24 protein-coding genes are annotated in these 18,889 nt (G+C 38.9%); all 24 read left to right on the forward strand.

What is annotated here, in order from left to right:
- Nucleotides 1–8 precede the first annotated feature (8 nt).
- The 24 genes from hslV to fliQ all read left to right on the forward strand — a co-directional run bounded on the left by hslV (nucleotide 9) and on the right by fliQ (nucleotide 18,887).
- The gene (gene hslV, locus DV702_RS02540) at nucleotides 9–548 is read left to right on the forward strand and encodes an ATP-dependent protease subunit HslV (RefSeq protein WP_114923314.1); all 540 of its coding nucleotides are present in this window, start codon (nucleotides 9–11) and stop codon (nucleotides 546–548) included.
- Nucleotides 549–551: 3 nt separating this feature from the next.
- The gene (gene hslU, locus DV702_RS02545) at nucleotides 552–1,943 is read left to right on the forward strand and encodes an ATP-dependent protease ATPase subunit HslU (protein WP_114925810.1); all 1,392 of its coding nucleotides are present in this window, start codon (nucleotides 552–554) and stop codon (nucleotides 1,941–1,943) included.
- 87 nt (nucleotides 1,944–2,030) lie between these two features.
- Nucleotides 2,031–2,807: a GTP-sensing pleiotropic transcriptional regulator CodY gene (gene codY / locus DV702_RS02550; protein ID WP_114923315.1), complete on the forward strand. Its 777-nt coding sequence runs from the start codon at nucleotides 2,031–2,033 to the stop codon at nucleotides 2,805–2,807.
- A gap of 564 nt (nucleotides 2,808–3,371) precedes the next feature.
- Nucleotides 3,372–3,761, forward strand: coding sequence for a flagellar basal body rod protein FlgB (gene flgB / locus DV702_RS02555; protein WP_114923316.1), 390 nt, complete (start codon nucleotides 3,372–3,374; stop codon nucleotides 3,759–3,761).
- Between the two features lie 2 nt (nucleotides 3,762–3,763).
- The gene (gene flgC, locus DV702_RS02560; protein WP_114923317.1) at nucleotides 3,764–4,222 is read left to right on the forward strand and encodes a flagellar basal body rod protein FlgC; all 459 of its coding nucleotides are present in this window, start codon (nucleotides 3,764–3,766) and stop codon (nucleotides 4,220–4,222) included.
- Between the two features lie 21 nt (nucleotides 4,223–4,243).
- Nucleotides 4,244–4,549, forward strand: a complete 306-nt coding sequence (gene fliE / locus DV702_RS02565) for a flagellar hook-basal body complex protein FliE (protein ID WP_114923318.1) — start codon at nucleotides 4,244–4,246, stop codon at nucleotides 4,547–4,549.
- Between the two features lie 62 nt (nucleotides 4,550–4,611).
- Nucleotides 4,612–6,210, forward strand: a complete 1,599-nt coding sequence (fliF, locus tag DV702_RS02570; protein ID WP_114923319.1) for a flagellar basal-body MS-ring/collar protein FliF — start codon at nucleotides 4,612–4,614, stop codon at nucleotides 6,208–6,210.
- A gap of 14 nt (nucleotides 6,211–6,224) precedes the next feature.
- Nucleotides 6,225–7,238, forward strand: coding sequence for a flagellar motor switch protein FliG (gene fliG, locus DV702_RS02575; RefSeq protein ID WP_114923320.1), 1,014 nt, complete (start codon nucleotides 6,225–6,227; stop codon nucleotides 7,236–7,238).
- The gene (fliH, locus tag DV702_RS02580) at nucleotides 7,231–8,001 is read left to right on the forward strand and encodes a flagellar assembly protein FliH (protein WP_162805699.1); all 771 of its coding nucleotides are present in this window, start codon (nucleotides 7,231–7,233) and stop codon (nucleotides 7,999–8,001) included. Before fliG ends, fliH begins: the two co-directional genes overlap by 8 nt.
- Before the next feature lie 50 nt (nucleotides 8,002–8,051).
- The gene (gene fliI / locus DV702_RS02585; RefSeq protein ID WP_240315713.1) at nucleotides 8,052–9,335 is read left to right on the forward strand and encodes a flagellar protein export ATPase FliI; all 1,284 of its coding nucleotides are present in this window, start codon (nucleotides 8,052–8,054) and stop codon (nucleotides 9,333–9,335) included.
- Complete coding sequence (fliJ, locus tag DV702_RS02590) at nucleotides 9,332–9,784, forward strand: flagellar export protein FliJ (RefSeq protein WP_114923323.1); 453 nt, start codon at nucleotides 9,332–9,334, stop codon at nucleotides 9,782–9,784. Before fliI ends, fliJ begins: the two co-directional genes overlap by 4 nt.
- A 1-nt stretch (nucleotide 9,785) precedes the next feature.
- Nucleotides 9,786–10,394 (forward strand): MotE family protein, encoded by a 609-nt coding sequence (locus tag DV702_RS02595; RefSeq protein ID WP_114923324.1) that lies wholly within the window; start codon nucleotides 9,786–9,788, stop codon nucleotides 10,392–10,394.
- Nucleotides 10,395–10,422: 28 nt separating this feature from the next.
- Nucleotides 10,423–12,009, forward strand: a complete 1,587-nt coding sequence (locus DV702_RS02600) for a flagellar hook-length control protein FliK (protein ID WP_114923325.1) — start codon at nucleotides 10,423–10,425, stop codon at nucleotides 12,007–12,009.
- A 3-nt stretch (nucleotides 12,010–12,012) separates the two neighbouring features.
- Nucleotides 12,013–12,696, forward strand: a complete 684-nt coding sequence (gene flgD, locus DV702_RS02605) for a flagellar hook assembly protein FlgD (protein ID WP_240315670.1) — start codon at nucleotides 12,013–12,015, stop codon at nucleotides 12,694–12,696.
- A 17-nt stretch (nucleotides 12,697–12,713) separates the two neighbouring features.
- Entirely contained in the window at nucleotides 12,714–13,091 is a 378-nt protein-coding gene (locus tag DV702_RS02610; RefSeq protein WP_114923326.1) for a TIGR02530 family flagellar biosynthesis protein, read from the forward strand.
- Between the two features lie 84 nt (nucleotides 13,092–13,175).
- A complete protein-coding gene (gene flgG, locus DV702_RS02615) occupies nucleotides 13,176–13,970 on the forward strand; it encodes a flagellar basal body rod protein FlgG (protein ID WP_114923327.1) in 795 nt (264 codons plus the stop codon).
- Between the two features lie 51 nt (nucleotides 13,971–14,021).
- Nucleotides 14,022–14,243, forward strand: coding sequence for a flagellar FlbD family protein (locus DV702_RS02620; protein ID WP_114923328.1), 222 nt, complete (start codon nucleotides 14,022–14,024; stop codon nucleotides 14,241–14,243).
- Nucleotides 14,233–14,664 carry a flagellar basal body-associated protein FliL gene (gene fliL, locus DV702_RS02625; RefSeq protein WP_114923329.1) on the forward strand — a complete coding sequence of 144 codons (432 nt, stop codon included), beginning with the start codon at nucleotides 14,233–14,235 and terminating at the stop codon, nucleotides 14,662–14,664. The genes DV702_RS02620 and fliL overlap by 11 nt, the downstream gene beginning before the upstream one ends.
- A 48-nt stretch (nucleotides 14,665–14,712) precedes the next feature.
- Nucleotides 14,713–15,714 carry a flagellar motor switch protein FliM gene (fliM, locus tag DV702_RS02630; protein ID WP_114923330.1) on the forward strand — a complete coding sequence of 334 codons (1,002 nt, stop codon included), beginning with the start codon at nucleotides 14,713–14,715 and terminating at the stop codon, nucleotides 15,712–15,714.
- The gene (gene fliY / locus DV702_RS02635) at nucleotides 15,707–16,873 is read left to right on the forward strand and encodes a flagellar motor switch phosphatase FliY (protein ID WP_114925812.1); all 1,167 of its coding nucleotides are present in this window, start codon (nucleotides 15,707–15,709) and stop codon (nucleotides 16,871–16,873) included. Before fliM ends, fliY begins: the two co-directional genes overlap by 8 nt.
- 22 nt (nucleotides 16,874–16,895) lie before the next feature.
- Complete coding sequence (locus DV702_RS02640) at nucleotides 16,896–17,258, forward strand: response regulator (protein ID WP_114923331.1); 363 nt, start codon at nucleotides 16,896–16,898, stop codon at nucleotides 17,256–17,258.
- 8 nt (nucleotides 17,259–17,266) lie between these two features.
- Nucleotides 17,267–17,947, forward strand: a complete 681-nt coding sequence (locus DV702_RS02645) for a flagellar biosynthetic protein FliO (RefSeq protein WP_114923332.1) — start codon at nucleotides 17,267–17,269, stop codon at nucleotides 17,945–17,947.
- The gene (fliP, locus tag DV702_RS02650) at nucleotides 17,940–18,605 is read left to right on the forward strand and encodes a flagellar type III secretion system pore protein FliP (protein WP_114923333.1); all 666 of its coding nucleotides are present in this window, start codon (nucleotides 17,940–17,942) and stop codon (nucleotides 18,603–18,605) included. The genes DV702_RS02645 and fliP overlap by 8 nt, the downstream gene beginning before the upstream one ends.
- Nucleotides 18,606–18,617: 12 nt before the next feature.
- Complete coding sequence (gene fliQ / locus DV702_RS02655; protein WP_114923334.1) at nucleotides 18,618–18,887, forward strand: flagellar biosynthesis protein FliQ; 270 nt, start codon at nucleotides 18,618–18,620, stop codon at nucleotides 18,885–18,887.
- Nucleotides 18,888–18,889: the final 2 nt, after the last annotated feature.

Raw genomic sequence — 18,889 nt, forward strand, 5'->3', positions numbered from 1 at the left:
GAGGTAAGATGATGGAATTTCATGCTACAACGATTTTTGCCATTCATCATGAAGGAAAGTGTGCCATGTCCGGTGATGGGCAAGTGACGATGGGAAATACAGTCGTTATGAAACATACAGCGAAAAAAGTCCGTAGACTATTTAATGGAAAAGTACTTGCTGGTTTTGCTGGCTCGGTAGCAGATGCTTTTACATTGTTTGATTTATTTGAAGCGAAACTGATGGAGTATGATGGGAATCTCCAAAGGGCTTCTGTAGAACTTGCTAAAGAATGGCGTGGAGATCGAATACTGCGAAAGCTAGAAGCTATGCTGCTCGTAATGGATCAAAAAACGTTATTGTTAGTATCAGGAACTGGAGAAGTTATTGAGCCGGATGATGGCATTTTGGCCATTGGTTCGGGCGGCAATTACGCTTTAGCAGCAGGCAGAGCATTAAAAAAGCATAGCAACGGATTAACAGCTGAGGAAATCGCTAGAGCTTCATTGGAGACAGCGGCAGATATTTGTGTATATACCAACCATGAAATTATTGTGGAGGTGCTCTGATTGATGATGAAACAAGAAATGACTCCAAAGGCGCTTACTGCCCATTTGGATCGTTATATTATTGGGCAGGAGAAAGCGAAGAAGGCTGTAGCGGTTGCAATGCGAAATCGTTACAGACGCATGCAGCTAACTGATGAAGAACAAGACGAAGTAATTCCGAAAAATATTTTAATGATCGGACCGACCGGTGTAGGAAAAACTGAAATCGCTAGACGTATCGCCAAATTAATTCACGCGCCTTTTGTTAAAGTCGAAGCCACGAAATTTACAGAAGTAGGTTACGTAGGTCGAGATGTAGAGTCAATGATACGTGATTTGACAGAGGTCGGTGTGCGCATGGTTAAAGAAGACATGAGAGAATCTGTAAAAGACCAAGCGCAAAAATTAGCAGAAGAACGCCTAGTGAAGTTGCTGGTGCCGGAAGCTAAAAAGCAAAATAGTGGGCAAAATCCGTTTGAAATGTTTTTTGGTCAAAAAGCGCAGACGCAAGAAGAAACGCCTGAAGACTTAACGGAAATCAGAAGAAAACGATCAGAAATTGCCATGCAACTAAAAGCCGGACAAATTGAAGAGCGGATGGTAACTATTGAAGTAACAGCGCAACAACCGTCATTGTTCGACGCATTTCAAGGATCGGGTATGGAAAATATGTCTGGCATGCAAGATGCACTTTCTTCACTAATGCCGAAAAAAACAGTTCAACGACGTATGAAAGTAAAAGATGCTAGAAAAGTGTTAGAGGCTGAAGAAGCGGATCAGCTGATCGATCAAGAAGAAGTGGCCCGTAGAGGGATAGAGATGACTGAACAGGCGGGTATCATCTTTTTAGATGAGATGGACAAAATTGCCAGTAGTAATCAAAAATCTTCCGGAGAAGTGTCGAGAGAAGGTGTCCAGCGTGACATACTGCCAATAGTTGAAGGTTCTACTGTCACGACGAAGTATGGAGCTGTGAAAACCGACTATATTCTTTTTATTGCTGCTGGAGCTTTCCATATGTCCAAACCGTCTGACATTATACCAGAGCTGCAAGGAAGATTTCCGATACGCGTAGAGTTGGACAAATTGACAAAAAGCGATTTTGAGCGCATACTGCTAGAGCCGGATTTTTCATTATTAAAACAATATGAACGATTACTTGCAACGGAAGAAGTAGAAATTGAGTTTACAGAAGAGGCGATTAGTAAACTTGCGCAAATTGCTTATGAAGTGAATAATGAAACAGAAAATATTGGTGCTAGAAGATTGCATACAATTCTCGAAAAACTATTGGAAGATCTTTCCTTTGAAGCGGCTGATATTGGACCAGCTTCTATAAAGATTACACCTGCATATGTAGATGAGAAATTAGATGGAATTGTAAAGAACAAAGATTTGTCACATTTTATTCTGTAAGTAAGTCGTATTTGTTTATTTAATGATTAAAAACCTTTAGAATATTCATTAAAGTCAACCGAAGGATTATAAGGAGGAACATTAGAAATGAGTTTATTAGTTAAAACGAGAAAAATTAATGCAATGTTACAAAAGGGAGCTGGTGGACCAGTCAACTTTAAAGAAATGGCTGAGGAACTAAGTGACGTTATCGATTGTAACGCGTTTATTGTAAGTCGAAAAGGTAAATTACTCGGACTGGAAATTCATCATCAGATCGATAATGATCGTATGAAGAAAATGTTTGAAGACCGCAAATTCCCTGAAGAGTACACGAATCATTTATTTGAAATTCAAGAAACTTCACCAAATCTTGATATCGAAAGTGCTTATACAGTATTTCCAATAGAAAACAAAGAACTATTCAAAGATGGTTTAACAACGATTGTTCCAATTATCGGTGGTGCTGAACGTTTAGGTACTTTAATCTTGGCTAGATTAAAGGATAGTTTTGGTGAAGATGATCTTATTCTTGCTGAGTATGGTGCGACTGTAGTCGGTATGGAGATTCTTCGTGAGAAGTCGGAAGAGATTGAGCATGAAGCACGCAGTAAAGCTGTCGTACAAATGGCAATCAATTCGCTTTCGTACAGTGAACATGAAGCAATCGAGCACATTTTCAAAGAGTTAGACGGCAATGAAGGTCTGCTTGTCGCTTCTAAAATTGCAGATCGTGTAGGAATTACTCGTTCTGTCATCGTAAATGCTTTACGTAAACTTGAAAGTGCTGGTGTTATTGAATCACGTTCGTTAGGTATGAAAGGTACGTACATTAAAGTATTGAATGATAAATTCTTACCGGAACTTGAAAAGCATCAATCATAATAACTATAAACAAATGATCAATCATGCATGAAAGCGGAACTCGCTTTCATGCTTTTTTATTTCAAGTTTTTTTACTTAGTAATTGTGAACAGAATACAATTATTTTCAGCTTTTACATCAGTAAATTTATTTTATAAATAGTACTTAACAATACCTACTTTAATCTTATAAATAGGTAGTATATGACTACTTAGACGAGAGAGATTAGTAGTACATAATTTAATAGGTGTAGTTAATACTATACTGGTGAATAGTTAACGCAAAAAATGTTAACGATGAATTAAAGTCATTAAATAAGCACTTAGCAAGCAAGAAACATACGGAAATGTCAACTGTTTAATTGAAAAAATAAAAGTTTCCTAAAGGCAATAAAGTGACAAAAGAGTTACTTGGACCTATGAAAAAAATTAGAATTTGTTGGACAAAAATCATTATATTCAGCTACAATAGACTAAGAGAACACAAGAAGTTACAATAAACTTTCTGGCGGAAGTGGAAAATATTGCTTTACAATGCAATATCCTAGTGAACAGTAGAAAACGTTCTAGAAAGGGAAGAGAGAAGATGGATATATACGGCAGTACCATCAATCTACTTGAAAGAGGTTTAGATTACTCATCGGCTAAAGGGAAAGCCATTTCTCAAAATATAGCTAATGTTGATACACCAAATTATAAATCGAAAAATGTAGATTTTAAAGAAGTATTCTCAGGAGCGAAAAGTGTGGGGTTAGATGCTTATAAAACAAATGAGAAGCATATAGATTTTACCCATTCGGCTAGAAGTAAAACATTCGATATTTCTAATTTTCGCTATAGACAAGATCGTAACGGTGTAGATATGGATAAACAACAAGCAGATTTAGCTGCGAATCAAATTTACAATTCAGCACTTATTGAGCGGCTAAATGGAAAGTTTAATTCATTGCAAAGTGTAATAAAAGGAGGGCGTTGACGATGAGTATATTCCATAGTTTGAATACATCATCCTCTGCACTTACTGCCCAAAGACTACGGATGGACGTCATTTCATCTAATATGGCAAATGTAGATTCTACACGTGCAAAACAAGTAGATGGAGAATGGCAGCCATATAGAAGGAAAACAGTGACATTGCAACCGAAAGAAGGACAATTCGCTTCGTTTTTACAGGCTGCGAAGGGCACACATACTCATGGATCTGCCAACGGAGTGGCGGTAACGCGCATTAAAGAAGACCGGGAGACACCATTTAAATTAGTTTTCGATCCCACGCATCCAGATGCAAATGATGAAGGCTATGTGCAAATGCCTAATGTGGATCCTTTACGAGAAATGATCGATTTAATGTCTGCCACTAGATCATATGAAGCGAATGTCACTGTATTAAACGCGAATAAGTCAATGCTCATGAAAGCGTTAGAAATCGGAAGATAAACTTCATAAGGAGTGGGAAATATGCCAGTACAATCAATTTCGGGCGCGCTTTCTGCCATGCCCATACAACAAACGCAAACAACACAAAAAACACCTTTTGAAGCACAACAAAGCTTTTCTGCCATGCTGAACGATGCTATTCATCAAGTCGATCAGAAGCAAAAAACTTCAGATGAAATGACGATTAAACTTATCAAAGGTGAAGATGTTGATTTGCATAATGTTATGATTGCTGCCCAAAAGGCTAGTGTTGCATTAAGTGCAACCGTTGAAATGCGTAATAAAGTAGTGGAAGCTTATCAGGAAATCATTAGAATGCCTGTTTAATAGAAAGAAAAACATAAAGCAAACTTGGAGATTTACCCAGTTAGGCTGACCGGGGGATTAGAATGAAAGAGAGATTTGCGAAACTTAGAACGGATATTAAGATGTTCTGGGAAAGTCGCTCCAAAAATCAAAAGATTATATATATTGTGACGGCAGCCAGCGTACTTGCTCTGGCGATTTTTTTGACAATATATTTTTCTCGAACAACCTATGTAAAACTATATTCAGACGTATCGCCTTCTGAAATTGGTCGCATTAAGGAAGTACTAGATGGTCAAGGCGTTATGTACATAGTAGAGCCAGGAGGTACAGCTATATCCGTACCAGAAAAACAACTAGATAATTTACGTGTATCACTAGCTGCTGAAGGTTTTCCGGACTCTGGCCTCATTGATTATTCATTCTTCTCGGACAATGCAGGTTTTGGTACAACAGACAATGAATTTAATATGATTAAGCTCGCAGCGATGCAAACAGAGTTGGCGAACTTAATAAAGGGTATAGAAGGTGTAAAGGACGCAAAAGTTATGCTCTCGTTGCCGACAGAAGGAATATTCGTCAACGACTCAACGACTGAAGCTAGTGCTGCAATCATGCTGAAAACGAATGCCGGACATAACTTTACTGATCAGCAAATTGCGGCCCTTTATAATTTAGTGTCAAAAAGTTTACCGAATCTCTCTAATGATAATATCGTCATACAGAACCAATATTTTGAGTATTTTGATCTAAAAGATTCAGGAAATTCTTTAGGTCAAAATGTGACAGATCAAATGGACGTAAAAAAGACGATAGAACGTGATATTCAGCGTCAAGTACAAATGATGTTAGGCACGATGATGGGGCAAGATAAAGTTGTTGTATCAGTAACAACGGACATCGATTTCAAAGTAGAGCAACGTAAAGAAGAATTAGTAACTCCTGTTGATGAAGAAAATATGCAAGGAATTGCGCTAAGTGTCCAGCGGATTACTGAGTCGTTTTCAGGGACTAATCCAGCAGTCGGCGGCACACCTGAAGGGGAAGACCCGACAGACAATCGAACGACTTATGTAGAAGGTGAAACGGGCAATGGTGATTATGAACGCCTAGAAGAAACAATCAATAATGAAGTAAATAGAATTCGTAAAGATATTGTGGAAAGTCCATATAAAATTCGCGATTTAGGCATACAAGTAATGATTGAGCCTCCTACTGCCGATGATCCAACATCGCTAGCTCCTGAAGTTCAACAAGATATTGAGCGTATTTTAGAAACGATTGTGCGCACAACGTTAGACAAAGAAGCGGCTGGCGAACTTACTGACGAACTACTGGCAGAGAAAATTGCGGTTTCTGTACAGCCGCTAAGAGGCAAGAATATCGCATTTGAAGAAACAAAAACTGTAATCCCGTGGTGGGCTTATGTAATTGGAGGCGTCTTAGTCCTTGCGATTATTGTACTAGTTGTATTATTCATGCGTAAGAGACGAAGAGAAGCTGAATTAGTAGAAGAAGCTCTAGAGGCTGAACAGCAACAGCTAGATGCGATTCAAGTAGATGATATTAACATGGAGCAAGAAACAGAAGCGACTGCACGTAGGAAGCAACTTGAAAAAATGGCGAAAGACAAGCCGGAAGAGTTTGCGAAATTACTACGCACGTGGATTGCTGAGGAGTAACGGAGGGGTACAAGTTGGTTAAGAAGGATAAAGACATGTCAGGAAAACAAAAGGCAGCCTTATTGTTAATTTCATTAGGTCCTGAAGTATCAGCTTCGGTTTATAAACATTTAAATGAAGAGGAGATTGAACGGTTAACGTTAGAAATTTCTGGCGTTAAAAAGGTTGAATCCTCCGTCAAGGAAGAGATCATTGAAGAGTTTCATAATATAGCATTAGCGCAGGATTACATTTCACAAGGCGGGATTGGTTATGCCAAAACTGTATTGGAAAAAGCTCTAGGTAAAGATCATGCCCAAGCGATTATTAATCGTCTGACTTCTTCTCTTCAAGTTAAGCCTTTTGATTTTGCTAGACGTGCGGAACCTTCGCAAATCTTAAACTTTATCCAAAATGAACACCCGCAAACGATTGCACTCATTCTTTCTTATTTAGAAGCAGAGCAAGCGGGTTTGATTTTATCTTCTCTGCCGCAGGAAATGCAAGCAGATATAGCGAAAAGAATAGCGACGATGGAATCGACTTCTCCGGAAGTAATCAGTGAAATTGAAGCGGTGTTAGAACGTAAACTCTCTTCTACTGTCACACAGGATTATACAGAGACTGGTGGAGTAGATGCAGTTGTTGAAGTTCTTAATGGAGTCGATCGTTCGACAGAGAAAACCATTCTCGATGCGCTTGAAATTCAGGATCCAGAGTTAGCTGAAGAAATTCGTAAAAGAATGTTTGTCTTTGAAGATATCATTACGCTGGATAATCGTTCCATTCAGCGCGTAATACGAGATTGTGAGAATGAAGATTTAATTCTAGCGATGAAAGTTTCAAGCGAAGAAGTTAAAGAAATTTTATTCAAAAACATGTCTCAACGTATGGCAGAGTCTTTCCAAGAGGAAATGGAAGTAATGGGCCCTGTTCGTCTGCGAGATGTTGAAGAAGCGCAATCCAGAATTGTTGGTATTATACGTAGACTAGAAGATGCAGGAGAAATAATTATTGCCCGTGGCGGAGGAGATGACATCATTGTCTAATCTATTTCGTTCTGAGCGTACAGTAGTAGATCAAGATCAGGTAAAGGAAATTTCTATCCGAAGTTTACTTGAAGAACCTGTCGAAATTGCTGAAGAACCTATCACACACGGTATGGTGTTCGCAGAGCGTAATCGAATGATGGCTGAAATCCAGCAACGCAGTGATATTGCGGATGCGGAAATTGAGCAACGAATGGCAAGAGCAGCTGCGGATATTGAATCTATGCATGCTGCGTGGGCTAGTGAAAAGGAACAACTTCAGCAAGCGGCGTACGATGAAGGCTTTCAAGCGGGCTTTGAAGATGGACGTAATAAAGCAACAGCAGATATGCGAGAAATGATTGATGCAGCTAACGAAACAACAACATTATCGTATCAAAACGCCACACAATATTTAATCAATCAAGAACGAGTAATTTTGGATATTGCGATTCGTTCGGCTGAACAGATTATTAATAAAGCAGTAGAAGACGATGATGAGACTTATTTATCCATCGTCCGTAAAGGGATCAAGGAAGCTCAGGAGATGAAAGAGATCAAATTATTTGTACCTACTGAATACTTTAAAATGGTCACGCATAACCGTGCAGAATTAGCATCCATTTTCCCTCCTGAAACTCCATTTTTAATTTTTGTGAATGAAGACTTTTCTGCAACAGACTGTTTTATCGAGACAAATCATGGTCGTATCGTCGTCAGTGTAGATGAGCAATTAAATGAATTGAAAGAACAGCTTGTCAAAATTATGGAAAGTGGTGTGTAATTTTGAAAAAAGCGGAAGATCTCATTCGTATAATCCCTAATATCAATACAATGAAAAAGTACGGCCGAGTGATTCGAGTAGTCGGTCTGATGATAGAATCACAAGGCCCTGCTTCTTCTATCGGGGATGTTTGTTTTATTCACTTAAACGTACCGGAGGAAGGGCGTTCTGTTATTCAAGCGGAAGTTGTTGGGTTTCGCGAGGAAATTGTGATGCTTATGCCGTATACCGACATTCGTAATATTTCCAGCGGATGTTTAGTAGAGACACTGGGTAAACCTCTTGAAGTGAAAGTGGGTATGAATTTATTAGGACAAGTACTGGATTCTTTAGGCCAACCAATAGATTATAGTGCGCTGCCAAAAGGTTTAGCTACCGTACGGACAGAAAATAGCCCACCTAATGTTTTGACGCGGCCAACGATTAATGAAAAATTGGCTGTTGGAGTTAAAGCGATTGATGGTATGCTGACTGTAGGGAGCGGTCAACGTGTCGGGATCTTCGCAGGTTCTGGTGTTGGGAAAAGTACGTTGCTAGGTATGATTGCACGTAACACGGAAGCGGATATTAATATAATTGCGCTGATTGGTGAGCGAGGACGCGAGGTTCGGGAGTTTATCGACCGTGACTTAGGACCAGAAGGTTTAAAGAAAACAATTGTAGTAGCTGCGACATCCGATCAGCCGGCGCTTATGCGGATCAAAGGGGCATTTACTGCTACTGCTATCGCCGAATACTTTAGAGATAAAGGTCTTAATGTTATGTTGATGATGGACTCTGTTACCCGTGTAGCAATGGCTCAACGTGAAATCGGCTTAGCTGTTGGCGAACCGCCGGCGACACGAGGGTACACACCATCAGTTTTTGCTATATTGCCTAAGTTGCTTGAACGAAGCGGTACTAATGAATTGGGAGCAATTACTGCATTCTACACAGTTCTTGTAGACGGTGATGATATGAATGAGCCGATTGCCGATGCTGTGCGAGGAATTTTAGATGGACATATCGTGTTGGATAGAACACTCGCAAATAAAGGACAATATCCTGCCATCAACGTTCTAAAAAGTGTTAGCCGTTTAATGAATCATATTGCCGATCCCGAACATAAAAAAGCTGCAGCGAAATTGCGTGAATTATATTATGCCTATGATAAAGCGGAAGATTTAATCAACATTGGGGCTTATAAAAAAGGAACTTCAAAGGAAATTGATGAAGCGATAGAGTTTGAACCTCTCATCACGAGATTTTTAAAACAAGCTTACGATGAAAATGTCAGTTTAGAAGACACTGTGAATGAAATGATTGCTTTAGCTTCTGGAGGTGCGGCTAGATGACTTCTTATAAGTATCGTTTTGAAAAAGTGTTGACGTTACGTGAACAAGAGCGCGATGAGACAGAGATGGCATATAAAGAAGCCATTCAGCAGTTCGAGGAAATTGCGACAGAATTATATAATCAAATGAAAAAAAAAGAAGAAACATTGGAAGAACAGCAACAAAGAATGGCTACAGGCTTCTCTATTGACGACTTGCATCACTATTCACGCTTTATCGATATGTTGGAAGTGAAAATTGATCAAACACAACAAGAAGTAATGAAATCTCGTTCGAAAATGAATTGGTATGAAGCACAGCTGTTGGAAAAAAATATTGAAGTAAAAAAATTCGAAAAAATGAAAGAAATAGGTAAAGAAAAATATGATGCCGAAATGGAACATGTAGAAGCAAATCGAATAGATGAACTATCAACGATAAAATTTCGCTCAAAAGAAGATAGGTGGTAAAGTGGCTAAATCTAAAAAAAAGAAAGAAGTCGAAGACATAGAAGTTGAAGAAAAAAAGTCATTCGGCTTTTTTCAAATTTTGCTTGCCTGGATTATTATACCTTTGATGTTTACAACAGCCGTCGTATTGATTATTGCAAAAGTAGCCGATGTAAATGTTTTTGATCAAGCGAAGGAATGGTCTGCCAAAATACCATTTTTAGAAGAAAAAGCACCCGACGAGAAAGTGGAGGGAGATTTGATCCTGGAGGAACGGGTCATTTCATTGCAGGCGGAAATACAAGAAAAAGAAGCTCAATTGTTTGAAGTGCAAGATGAACTGACACAAGTAAAAGACTCAAACGAAGCATTGGAAATTGAGAAAGAAAAATTAAATGAAGAAATTGAAAAACTTAAACTTGAACAAAGCGAATCTAAAAGAGACTTTAAGGAAATTGTGACTACTTATGAACAAATGTCTGCAAAATCAGCAGCGCCAGTAATTACAAAAATGGGAGATGCGGAAGCAGTACAAATTTTATCGAGTTTAAAACCTGCGACTTTAGCATCCATACTTGAGAAAATGTCACCAGAAGAAGCGGCTAAATATACTTCAATGCTAACAAAGTAGTATAATAGTAATTAAAGGAGGTGTTAAAGTGAATTTAGGACTATTGATGAGTATTGGTTCTCCTAGCATGCCAATGACTTCATCGGGGTCACCATCTATTCAAACAGAAAGTTCAGGATTCGGTAATGTATTTCAGAATATGATGGCTGCATCAGACATGAGTACTAAAGTACAATCACTTGGTGCCAGTTTAGAGCTATCTCAAGTAATGAATGACATAGTTAATGCTGAAACATTAGAAGACTTAGCTAATCTACTTGAACAGTTGAAACAAATCGGCGAGAAATCTTCCGTCACAAATCACATGTTTAAAGATGTTACGTATCGACCTTCAAAACCTGTTGTGACTGAAGAAGAACAATTGTTGCAAAAAGTTATCCCTATTGATTCAAAAGGTAATCAAGTAATTATGTCTTTAGAAGAGGGAGTCGTCCCGAGTGAGTCAAGTACACATGATCAACTAATAGAATCTCTTCTTTTTAGTAATTCAAATGTTCAAACAGATACAACTAAAGACGATACGTTAATTAATAAGGAACAAATCATGGCAGACCCAGAACGAGTAGTTCCATCATCTCAGCCAGCCGAAGACGTGAAGAGTGAGAATATACAGTTAGTGGATCTTGCAATTCTACAGAAGTTTCCTAGTTTGCAACAATTAACTTCTCTTATTACTGAAAATCCTGATAAACTAGTAGAAGCGATTACAAATGTACTAGAGTTTGCAGGTGTGACTAAAGAACAGCTCGAAGAAATACAATCTGTCGGGGATATATGGTTTACATTAGACGTAATTCAAACGATATCGCCAGAAAAAATTCAACTAGCCGTGCAGCAGTTACCTGAAAAAGTACGTGTAGAACTGACAGCTTTATTCAAATCAATTGAATTAGCTGGGCCAAAAATGGATCTGTATGAGAAGCAGGTAGAGTTAGTAAAAACGATTCAACCTTTGGTAGCTCAATTTGTCTCTAAGTTTGAAGAGAAAACTTCACAATCAGAAATCAAGCAGACTATCCCATTACCAGTAGCCGTCCAGCATATGATTCGTTTTACAACAAATCAACAATCGACAGATACGAAGCAACAAGAAGGGCAGTCGAAATCAAATGAAACATCATCTATACAATCGATTTTACCCCAAACAGAAAGTAAACCGGTATTTCAGATGACGCAAGCTGAAAAAGTATCAGAGAGTCGTAGCGAAGCACTTATGCGCGAATTTCAAGCGGTGCTGAATCGAGCAAATTTTGGACAAACGAACGGCATGAACAGATTGTCTATTAAGTTGTATCCAGAACATCTAGGGCAAGTGCGTATTGAATTACTAGAAGTGAATGGTGTGATGACAGCAAGAATTTTAGCGTCGACCGCAATGGCGCGAGAGATGTTAGATAGTCAAATGCATCAATTACGTCACGCATTCAATCAGCAGAACTTGCAAGTAGATCGGATCGATTTGTCACAAACGATTCAAGATCTATCAAAAAATGATCGTGAACAAGCATTCAATAAACAAAATGAACAACAAAAAGAACAATCATCTGAGCAAAATCAAACACAAGATGAAAGTGAAATGACATTTGAAGAATTTATGATCGAACTGGAGGTGTAAGTTGTGGCGGGAGAGGTTAATTCAACACCAGCACAAAATCCTATTACAGATTCAATGTATTTAATTAACAAACAGCGTGATCAACGTAAAACAGGACCTGACACAATGGGTAAAGATGCTTTCATGCAAATTTTGATTGCGCAAATGTCTAATCAAGATCCCACAAACCCAATGAAAGATAATGAATTTATTGCACAAATGGCACAGTTTTCTTCGCTAGAGCAGACGATGAACTTGGCGAAAGCCTTTGATCGATTTGCGGATGCGCAAAATCAAAGCCAGTTAATTCAATACAATAGCTTCATTGGTAAAGATATTCGTTGGCATGAACTGTCTGATAAAAAAGATGACGAAGGCAAACCGGTTATCAATGAAGGTTCGGGCACAATTCAATCGATTAAGTATATAGACGGTTCCGTTATTTTCACACTAGCTGACGGCAAGGAATTATCGCCAGGTAATATTTCTGAAGTCATCGCTAACGGTGCATCCGGCAGTACAGGAATCCAGTCAAATAATCTTGTACAAGCAAGTATGTTGATTGGTAAAACAATCGGTTATATGAATGGCGAAGAGGAATTAACAGGGAAAGTGATTTCTGTAACAAATAAAGAAGGCAAATTACATTATATTTTGCAAGACGGCAGTAAGATAGAAGCAGACCAATTCACTTCAATTAGTGAATAAATGAATGGAGCGATGTCATGAACAAGATTGATATTCATCGCATTCCATCGCAACCGCCACTCATACGCCAAGGTCAGATGCAGGCACAACAGTTAAAGCAGTCATTTTTCGAACACTTACATCAAGCGACAGAGACTGAAAAACTAAAAATCAGTAAACATGCAAGCGATCGCTTACAAGAACGAGGAATCTACATGACTGACGCTGAATGGGCACGTATCGGAGAGAAAGTAAACGAGGCGAAGAGGAAAGGAATCCGGGATTCGCTCGTATTGACTGATCAAGCGGCACTAATTGTTAGTGCTAAAAACTCAACTGTCATCACTGCGATGAACCGCATGGAAGCGAAAGATCAACTATTTACTAATATTGATGGAACGATAGTACTCAGCTAAAACGGCAGGACCTTGAATAGGATGCCAACGCACCGCCGACTGATTGACGCGGTGCACTTTAAAACCGAGAGGGGAAACTAACATATGATTCGCTCAATGTATTCTGGAATTTCTGGACTAAAAAATTTCCAAACGAAACTAGACGTAATTGGTAACAATATCGCAAACGTCAACACATACGGCTTCAAGAAAGGGCGTACGGTATTTAAAGATTTGTATTCTCAGACTGTAGCAGGTGCTTCAGCGCCCGGACAAAACCGAGGCGGTGTGAATCCTAAGCAAGTGGGTCTAGGTTCACAATTAGCGGCGATCGATACGATTCATACAGGTGGCTCTATGCAGACTACGGGAAATACGTTAGATTTAGCAATTGAAGGAGACGGGTTCTTTATCGTAGGAGAAGATGGCGGAACAGAAAAGTTTTATACTAGAGCCGGTAACTTCTATTTGGATGAAGCTGGAGATATCGTAGACGGTGATGGTAGATATTTATTAGATGATGGAGGCGCTAAAATAAATGTTGATTTAGAAGCAACATCTCTCTCTATCGGACAAGATGGCGCAGTAAATATGGTGCTTGATGGTGTATTGACACTCGTTGGGAATGTAGGTCTTGCTAAATTTAATAACCCGAGTGGCTTAACTAAAATTGGCGGTAATTTATATGAGGAAAGTGCTAACTCAGGTGTAGCAGCAGAAGGTTTACCTTTAGCCGAAGGGCGCGGAGCAATTAAATCTGGTTCCTTGGAAATGTCTAACGTTGATTTGTCCGAAGAATTTACAGAAATGATCGTGGCACAACGCGGTTTCCAAGCGAACACGCGAATCATCACTACGTCCGATGAAATTTTACAAGAACTAGTCAATTTGAAGCGATAATAGCATAGATTGAAAAGGAGGGTCGGGCCGGCCTTGGCCTGGCCCTTACATATGATTACAGTTACTCGATTAAATCGTACGACATTTACGTTGAATGCATTATACATAGAAAAGGTCGAGTCGTTTCCAGATACGACGATTACATTAACATCAGGTTCAAAGTATATCGTCCTTGATACGGTTGAGGAAATAAACAGCCGGATCATTGAATTTTATCAAGCGGTCCAGTTGCTGTCGAATCCGCATATCCGGGGTGAAGAAGATGAAGAATAAGTTATTGACGATTTCATTAATTATTTTAGTAAGTATTACATTAATCGGCGTAGTGGCCGTTGTACTCATTTTAAATTTTAATAAAGATAGTGATTCTTCTACTAAAGAACCTTCAATTGATGAGATTATTGAGTCATCTGTAGATATAGAAGAGATCACTACCAATTTATCTGGACGTAATTTTGTTCGACTATCTTTAAAAATTCAGACAGATGGTAAAAAGAGTGCAGAAGAGTTAACAAAGCGTGATTTTCAAGTGAAAAATATGGTGATTCAAGAAGTCTCTGAGATGACTGCGAAAGACTTTGAAGGAAAAGCAGGAAAGCAACAATTTGAAGATACTATTAAAGCTCAGTTGAATGAATTGATGCAAGATGGTGAAATACAGAAAGTGTATATTGTCTCTTATATTATTCAGTGACAGCCTGTATGATCAAAAAGAGGCACTTATGCAAGTGGGGGTGGGTCAGTGTCTGGAGATGTTCTGTCGCAAAATGAAATAGATGCGTTGCTTTCTGCATTATCTACGGGTGAAATGTCAGCAGAAGAAATGAAAAAAGAAGAAGAAACTAGAAAAGTCCGTGTATATGATTTTAAGCGTGCATTGCGCTTTTCTAAAGACCAAATCCGTAGTTTGACGAGAATCCATGAAAACTTCGCAAGGTTATTAACGACTTATTTTTCAGCGCAGTTGCGTACATATATTCAAATTAACGTTGTTTCGGTAGATCAAATACCGTTTGAAGAATTTATTAGTTCCATTCCTCACATGACATTGATCAATATATTCGATGTTTCTCCGCTTGAAGGGAATATATTGATGGAAGTTAACCCGAATGTGGCGTATTCCATGCTAGAAAGGTTGATGGGTGGATTTGGTTCTAGTTCTGGAAAAGTAGATAATATGACAGAGATTGAAACGAAGATTTTGACGAATTTGTTTGAACGCTCTTTTGATAATTTACGTGAAGCTTGGTCTGGGTTAATTGACATTGACCCATATCTTGCGGAAATGGAAGTCAATCCACAATTTCTACAAATGATATCGCCTAATGAAACAGTTATCGTTATTTCGTTCAATATCGTCATTGGTGAATCAAGCGGAATGATTAATATTTGTATACCGCACGTAGTACTAGAACCGATTATTCCAAACTTATCTGTTCGTTACTGGATGCAAACAAACAAAAAGGAGCCTACACCTGAACAGAGCGTTTTATTGGAAAAGCGCTTAAAGCAGGCATCATTGCCAATAATTGCTGAATTAGGGAATGGCGAGATTTCTGTTGAAGACTTCCTTTATCTACAAGCGGGAGATGTCATATCGCTGGATACTAAAATTGATGATCCGCTGACGATTCGCGTAGGAGAAACACCGAAATTCACTGCTCAACCAGGCAAAATGCGTAATCGGATGGCTGTTCAAATACTGGAGACATTGATGTCCGGAGGGGATGAGGATGATGAGTGATAATATTCTCTCACAAGAAGAAATTGAAGCATTATTGCGTGGTGAAACTCTTGAACCAGCTGAGCCAGAAACAACAGAGATAAATATTAATGATTATCTGACGGAAATGGAGCAAGACGCACTCGGTGAAGTGGGGAATATTTCATTTGGTAGTTCTGCAACTGCTCTTTCGGCATTGCTTGGACAAAAAGTAGATATAACAACCCCGACGTTAACTATCATTAATCGTGATGAAATCGATCAAGAATTCAAACATCCGTATGTAGCGATAAAAGTGGAATATACTGAAGGTTTAAGTGGAGCGAATTTATTAGTTATTAAGCAAAGTGATGCAGCAATTATTGCAGATCTTATGCTGGGTGGAGACGGTACAGCTCCTAATGAAGAGTTAGGTGATATTCATTTGAGTGCTGTTCAAGAAGCGATGAATCAAATGATGGGTTCTTCTGCCACTTCTATGTCTACGATTTTTAATAAAAAAGTAGATATTTCACCGCCAACTATCGATTTAATGAATATTCAGCTGGACCAAGGGACAGAACATATCCCCGCGCATAATTTGCTAATTCGTGTATCGTTCAATTTAAAAGTAGGTGAATTGATTGATTCTAATATTATGCAACTCTTTCCTCTGGAGTTCGGGAAAAAGTTAGTATCATCTTTAATGGGAGAGGAAGAAGCCGCGACACTAACTGAAGTCGAGCCGACACGTGAAGTTTCTTCACCGCCGCCCGTTGCACCACCAGAGCCCGAATATCAACAACCGGCTCCGCAATCAGTGCCACAACCAGAACCGTCTTATCAAGCACCACCGGCTTCTAGGCCCGCTCAGCCGCAAGTTCAAGTTCAACAAGCAGAGTTTGCCAGTTTTCAATCACCTAGTTTAAGCAAAGAAGAATCAAATAATTTAAATATGCTACTTGATATACCACTCCAAGTAACAGTAGAATTAGGACGTACGAAACGTTCTGTGAAAGAGATACTAGAAATGTCTGGAGGTTCGATTATTGAACTAGACAAGTTAGCTGGAGAACCTGTCGATATTCTAGTGAACAATCGCTATATTGCTAAAGGGGAAGTAGTAGTCATTGACGAGAACTTTGGAGTTCGCATAACGGACATCCTTAGTCAGATGGATCGAATTAATAATTTACGATAGAAGATACTTGGAGGGAATATACATGGGAAAAAGAATTTTAGTAGTAGACGACGCTGCATTTATGCGCATGATGATCAAAGATATTTTAACAAAAAATAATTATGAAGTGGTTGGAGAAGCAGCTGACGGGGCACAGGCGATCGAGAAATATAACGAGTTGAAACCGGATCTGGTGACTATGGATATCACTATGCCTGAAATGGATGGAATCGCTGCACTAAAAGCGATCAAGAGTACACATCCGACCGCAACTATTATTATGTGTTCCGCTATGGGCCAACAAGCAATGGTAATTGATGCAATCCAAGCAGGAGCAAAAGACTTTATAGTGAAACCGTTCCAAGCTGACCGTGTTATTGAAGCAATTGATAAAGCGCTGAGCTAAAGAAGCGTATGAAACAAAAAAACTTTACCAAATGGTTACTAGTATTCTTTCTGTGTGTTGTTTTCACACCATTGGCTCATGCAGATACAGATCCTGACATAAGTGTTTCAGACTGTATAGGCAAAGGCGTGGATTGTAGTTCAAAAGATTCTACCAAAGACCAAATAAACGAACCGGCTGAATCGACTGATGACGTAACGGAAATAACTCCTACGGGTCTTACGGCATGGGATTATATACGAACATTGCTTGCTTTTATCTTTGTAATCGGGTTACTTTTATGGTTGCTTCGATTCATGAATAAGCGAAATCGCACGTTTGACCAAAATCGTTTAATGACTAATTTAGGCGGAGTACCTCTTGGTCAGCACAAGTCTATTCAATTAGTGAAAATGGGAAATCATTATTTTGTTGTTGGTGTGGGTGAAAACGTTCAACTATTGCGTGAAATAGAAGATCCGGACGAAATTGCAGACTTGCTTGCTCGGTATGATCAAGAAGGCAGCGAAGTTCGAAAAGGTATTATGTCACAGTTATATGAACGTTTTTTCTCTAAAATAAATTCAGGCACTAATAAAGAAACTTCTGATTTCAGCTCATTATTCACATCAAAAATGGAAGAGATTAGAGCAGATCGTAAGCAACAGATAGATCGTTTGAAGGAGAAAGGGAGCGACCGGGATGGCTGATTTTTTAAATTCGTTCTCGAGCAGTGACCCGACTAACGTTTCCACATCTATAAAGATGTTGCTTCTTCTAACTGTATTATCGTTAGCTCCGGCAATTTTGATCTTAATGACATCGTTTGCACGTATCATTATTGTGCTATCATTTGTCAGAACAGCTTTGGCTACACAACAAATGCCACCTAACCAAGTACTCGTGGGACTAGCATTATTTTTAACATTTTTTATAATGGCTCCCGTTCTAAGCCAAGTAAATGAGGAAGCGTTGACGCCTTTATTTGACGAAGAAATTAGTTTAGATGAAGCATATGAACGGGCAAGTGGTCCATTTAAAGAGTTCATGAGTGAGCATACGCGACAGAAAGATTTAGAGCTGTTTCTACGTTACAATGAAATGGAACGACCTGAGACGATTGAAGATATTCCTTTGACCATGATGGTTCCTGCTTTTGCATTAAGTGAAATCAAGACTGCCTTTCAAATGGGTTTTATGATTTTTATTCCATTTCTAGTCATTGATATGATAGTTGCCAGTGTACTAATGTCGATGGGTATGATGATGCTACCACCTGTAATGATTTCATTGCCTTTTAAAATTTTATTGTTTGTTTTAGTAGATGGTTGGTATTTAATTATCCAGTCTTTGTTACAAAGCTTTTAGGGAGGTAGTTGAATGACGAGTGAATTTGTAATTTCCATTGCTGAGCGGTCAATTTGGGTGATTCTTCTCTCTTCAGGACCTCTCCTGATCGTAGCATTGTTGACAGGGCTCGGAGTTAGTATTTTCCAAGCCACCACACAAATCCAAGAACAGACATTAGCGTTCGTTCCTAAGATCATAGCAGTTATGGTCGCTATTGTTTTCTTTGGTCCTTGGATGTTATCACGAGTAACGAACTATGCGAGCGATATATTCTCTAATCTTTCTAGGTATATCGGGTGATG

The organism is Sporosarcina sp. PTS2304, assembly GCF_003351785.1.
Classification (GTDB): domain Bacteria; phylum Bacillota; class Bacilli; order Bacillales_A; family Planococcaceae; genus Sporosarcina.